The following is a 5080-nucleotide window of genomic DNA, read 5'->3' as shown; positions in this document are numbered from 1 at the left end:
GGCCGGGGGGTGCCGCGCGGGGGCGCGTGCGGGTCTCCGTGTGGGCTGGGGGCGGCGTAGAGGTCACGGCATAGGAGGGGCGTGTGAGTCTCCGTGTGGGCCGGGGGCGGCGTACGGGGCGCGGTGTGGGAGCGGCGGGGGCGGCGGTGTGCAGGTGACGGCGGGTGCGGGCACCCGGCGTCTGGTCGACCGCCGCACCCTTCACACCCCGTGCCCCCCCGATCCGCGGTCCGCCCTGGTGCTCCGGCCCCCGCCTCCCCGCCGCGTCACAGCGTCACAGCGCCACAGCGCCGAGGCCCGGTGAGCCGACGGGTCGGGCACGGCCGGCTCCCCGCCGGGGCCGCCCCGGGCCGCCGGCGGCGCGTCGCCTTCAGCCCAGCCGCACCGGCTTCTCCGGCCGTATGCCGAGTTCCACGAGCCAGGTGCGCAGCGGACCCGCGTCGCCGTCCTCCACGAGACTGAGGACCCGGGGCGCCAGGTCGGGCACGCGCTCGCCGCCGACCAGGAGGGTGGGCCCGTCGAGCCAGTCGAGGCCCGGCGTCGCGCCGACGGTGTCCATCGCGGCGCAGCACACCATCGCCGTGACGTGGTCGGCGAGCAGCTCCCGGTCGGTGCGCGGGGGCTGGAGGGGGAAGAGGGGCAGCGCCGAGTCGTCCCAGAGCGCGTCGGGCCCCTGCCCTGCGGCGAGCGGCCCCACGCCGGCCGCGGGCGCGACGTCCGCCTCCTCGCGGCCGACCTCGACGCCGAGCCGGGCGGCGAGCGCGGCGCTGCGGGGGTTGGCGGGCCTGGGGTCCTCCTCGCCGTCGTCGGAGGCGAAGGCGAAGGCGGGGAGGTGCGCCTCAGAGGGGACGAGAGGCTCGTCCGGCTCGCCCCTGGCCCCGGAGGACCGCGGGGAGCCCGAAACCGGCACCGGCTCGGAGGCCGCAACGGCACCCGTGGCCGGGGCCTCGCCGGTGGCCGGGGCGGGACCGGCGGTCGGATCCTGTCCGGCGGTGGGGGCCCTTCCGTCGGCCGGGGCCGGGCTCGGCGCGTGGGCCGGGCCTGCCGGGGAGCCGGGATCTGCGGCGGAGCCGGGACGTGTCCCGGACCCGGACCCCGACCCGGTGCCTGCTTCCGGTCCGGGATCTGCCGGGGGGCGGGTGGCCGGCGCGGGTTCGTCCGTCGGCCGGCGGACCGGGTCCGACGGGTCGTACGCCGCCGTTGCGGGGGCCGCGGCCGCGGGGAGGCCGTCGGTGAGGTGGTCCAGGACGCGGGCCAGGGTGGGCCCGCCGGGGTGGCGGACGGCCGTGGGGTCGGGGACGCAACGGACGCCGAGGGCGTCCAGAACCCGGTGCAGGCGGGCCGCGTCGGTGCGCCACTTGCGGTCGACGACCTCGTCCGGGTAGTCCTCCCAGGCGATCGGCGACCAGCCGGGGCCGGGCTCCGCCGGGCCGCCGTGGAAGAGGCGGGCGGCGAGCAGCGAGGCGGCCTCGTCGACCGTGCCGGGCTCCTCGAGGAGGTCGCAGGCGGGACGCTCGCCGAGCCGGGAGGCGAAGCCCTCGGCCAGCCGGTCGCGCCGGGACAGCTCGGTCAGCGCCGCGACGACGCCCGCGTCCAGCCGGGAGGGCCAGCGGCCCATGCGCCACGCCGGCAGCGCCACGCGGGTGAGCAGCCGGTCCCAGCCCGCGTAGGCCAGGCCCACCTGCTCCTGGGCGACGATGCGCAGCCCGTAGTCCACCGTCTGCGCGCGCTCGGCTGCCGCGGCGGCCACCGCGCGCTCCATCTCGCCCGCGTGCGGCTGGCAGCCGCGCAGCATCAGGCGCGCGACCCACCCGACGCCGGAACACGCGGGCCGCAGGACGGGGTGTCGGCCGCCCTGCTGGACGCAGACGGCCACCGCCGCGTCCAGCCCGCGCACGAAGCGGCGCGCGGCCGCTATGTCGGGGTGCGCCGAGGGACCCGTGCCGGCGACGACGGGGGCGAGGACGGCGCGCAGTTCGCCGACGCGCATCCACCACAGGAACGGGGAGCCGATGACGAGGACGGGCGCCGCCGCCGTACGGCGGTGGAGCGGCCCGTGGGCGCCGGCCGGACCGGCTATCTCGTCGCCCTCGCGGGGCGGGGGCGGGCCGTGGGCCGGATGGGTGCGGTCCTCCAGCCAGCTGTCGCAGTCCGGGGTGAGGGCTATCGCGGAGGGCGCGGGGACGTCGAGACGGTCGGCCAGGTCGCGGACCAGCCGGTACAGGTCGGGGGCCGCTCCCTCGGCGACGGCGACCGTGGGGCTGACGGCGGGCCGGGCCCGGGCGACGACCAGCCCGACGACCGCGGCGGCGAGCAGTACGACGGCGGCCACGGTGCACACGACCACGCGCGCGGTGTCCCAGCCCGGGCCCTCGAAGTGCCCGGTGGCACCGCCCGCGCCCAGGATCACGGCGGCGGCCGCGGGCAGCAGCGCGACGGCCAGCGCCCGGCTGCGGATGCGCAGCACGGCCAGTGCCCGTGCGCGGGCCGCCTGCGCGCCCACCTCACCCATACCGGTCACGACCGGACGTCACCCCCTCCCTGCAGTCCTGTGTCCCCCGGCTGTCCTCGCAGTGCTCACTCCCCCACTGTGGCACCGACCACCGACATCGCAATGCCGGTGGGCCAAGTGCCGGAACGAGGGCCGGGAGGCTTGCGCCGCACCCTAGTTGGCGGTCCGGCCCCCGTCAGCCGGATGCTCCAGCGTCACTCGATGGAATGGCTCTGGGGAAAGGTGTATGACGGTGGGCAACGATCAGGCCCCGGGTTTCGCGGGACCTCCGTGCGGAGGTCCCGCGAAACCCGGGGCCTGGGCAACGCCTGGTGAGACGGCCGGTGGGACGCCTGGTGAGGCGGTCGGCGGGACGCCTGGTGAGACGCCCGTTACGCGCCGGCCGCCGCCTTGGCGGCGATGTCCGTCCGGTGCTGGGAGCCGTCGAGTCCGATGCGCGTGAGGGCCCGGTAGGCACGGTCGCGGGCCTCGGTGAGGTCGGCGCCGGTCGCGGTGACGGACAGCACACGACCACCCGCGCTGACGACGTCGTCGCCCTCGCGCCTGGTGCCGGCGTGCAGCACGTAGGCGTGCGGGGCGTCCTCGGCGGCCACCTCGGCGAGTCCGGTGATCGGGTCGCCGGTGCGCGGGTCGCCGGGGTAGTTGTGCGAGGCGACGACGACCGTGACGGCGGCCTCCTCGCTCCAGCGCAGGGGCGGCAGGTCGGCGAGCTCGCCGGTGGCGGCCGCCGCGAGGAGGCCCGACAGCGGCGTCTTCAGGCGGGCCAGGACGACCTGCGTCTCGGGGTCGCCGAAGCGGGCGTTGAACTCGATGACCCGGACACCGCGGCCGGTGATCGCGAGGCCCGCGTACAGCAGCCCGGAGAACGGGGTGCCGCGGCGGCGCAGCTCGTCGACGGTCGGCTGGAGGACCGTCTCCATGACCTCCTCGACCAGCTTCGGGTCGGCCCACGGCAGCGGCGAGTACGCGCCCATGCCGCCGGTGTTGGGGCCCTCGTCGCCGTCGAGCGCGCGCTTGAAGTCCTGGGCGGGCTGCAACGGGACGACGCTCACGCCGTCGGTGATCGCGAAGAGGGAGACCTCGGGACCGTCGAGGAACTCCTCGATGACCACCCGGTCGCAGGCGGCCGCGTGCGCCGCGGCGGCCTCCAGGTCGTCGGTGACGACGACGCCCTTGCCCGCGGCCAGACCGTCGTCCTTGACGACGTACGGCGCGCCGAAGGCGTCGAGGGCCTCGGCGACCTCCTCCGGGGTGGTGCAGACGTAGGAGCGGGCGGTCGGCACCCCGGCCGCCGCCATCACGTCCTTGGCGAACGCCTTGGAGCCCTCCAGCTGCGCGGCCTCCTTCGAGGGGCCGAACACCGGGATGCCCGCCTCGCGCACGGCGTCGGCGACCCCGGCGACCAGCGGCGCCTCCGGGCCCACGACGACCAGTTCGGCGCCGAGTTCGACGGCGAGCGCGCGGACCGCCGCGCCGTCCAGGGCGTCGACCCGGTGCAGCTCGGCGACCTCGGCGATGCCGGCGTTGCCGGGCGCGCAGTGCAGCGCGGTGACGGCGGGGTCGAGGGACAGTGAGCGGCACAGGGCGTGTTCGCGGGCGCCGCTGCCGATGACGAGGACGTTCACGGGGTCAGCCTAACCGCCGCGGGCGGGGCGCCTTGTGCGGGCCGCCGAGAGACGGCGGCCGCAGGCCCTGTGCGTTCCTCCAAGCCCGCTGCGAGCCCGGTGCCGGGCGGAGGGAGGCGGGCAGACCGGAAGGCGGCCCGTCGGGCAGTCGGGCAGTCGGGCAGTCGGGTGGAGGGGACCCGCGCTACTCGTTGGTGAACTCCTCCACCACGGTCGCGCCCAGCTCACGCACGATCAGTTCGTAGCCCGAGAGAGCGGACTCGTTGAGGTCGGGATCGTCGTCCTCGGGGGTGTCGTCCTCGGGCGCCACCGGCTCCGGGGCCGGTGGGCGGGAGGGGCCCGGCGCGGGGCCGGCGGGAGCGGAGGACCGCGCCGACGGCGAGGCGGGTCTGTGCCCGCCCGGGCCGCCCCCGGGGGCCGCGGCCGAGGGGTAGGAGGCGGAGCCCGACGGATTCGCCGCCCCCGCGTCGCCGTGACCGCCGTAGCCGCCGGTCCCGGCGGAGCCGCCCGGGCTGCCGTAGCCGCCCGCGCCGGAGCCGCCGGGCCCGCCGGCCGTCCCCTGCCCGCCGGACGCACCCGTGCCGAAGCCGCCGCCGCCGCTGAAGCCGCCGGACGGAGCGGGACCGGAGCCGCCGGACGGGTCGACGACCGCGTCGATCTTCCACTGGACGTTGAACTGCTCGGCCAGCGCCTGCTTCAGCACGTCCTCGCTGCCGCTGCTCGCGAAGTTGTCCCGGGCTCCGACGTTGACGAAGCCGATCTGGAGGGTCGTGCCGTCGAAACCGGCGACATGGGCGTTCTGGCTGAGCAGGATCCAGGTGAAGCGGCGCCTGTTCTTGACGGCTTCGAGGATGTTCGGCCAGAGCATGCGGGGATCGGGGCCGCCGGAAGGCGCCGCGTACCCGGCGGGCGCGCCCGCCGGCGGGGCCGCGGGGGCCGTCGG

General features: G+C 77.4%; 2 protein-coding genes and 1 pseudogene. All 3 read right to left on the bottom strand.

The features are described 5' to 3' along the window. Window positions 1–370 precede the first annotated feature (370 nt). A complete protein-coding gene (locus KMS84_RS37765) occupies window positions 371–2512 on the bottom strand; it encodes a hypothetical protein (protein ID WP_285894464.1) in 2142 nt (713 codons plus the stop codon). Window positions 2513–2883: 371 nt separating this feature from the next. Further along, complete coding sequence (gene purD, locus KMS84_RS37760) at window positions 2884–4137, bottom strand: phosphoribosylamine--glycine ligase (RefSeq protein WP_256921077.1); 1254 nt, start codon at window positions 4135–4137, stop codon at window positions 2884–2886. Between the two features lie 184 nt (window positions 4138–4321). Beyond that, window positions 4322–5080, bottom strand: a pseudogene (locus tag KMS84_RS37755) (DNA polymerase III subunit gamma and tau); the annotation flags it as partial.

Source organism: Streptomyces hilarionis, assembly GCF_024539675.1.
GTDB lineage: Bacteria > Actinomycetota > Actinomycetes > Streptomycetales > Streptomycetaceae > Streptomyces > Streptomyces hilarionis.
Note: the sequence above shows the minus strand (reverse complement) of the source record. Positions and strands in the feature narration are given on the sequence as shown.

What these genes read in the sequence shown, in the direction of transcription:
- KMS84_RS37765 (WP_285894464.1), bottom strand. Translation starts at nt 2,512, where the DNA reads ATGGGTGAGGTGGGCGCGCAGGCGGCCCGCGCACGGGCACTGGCCGTG.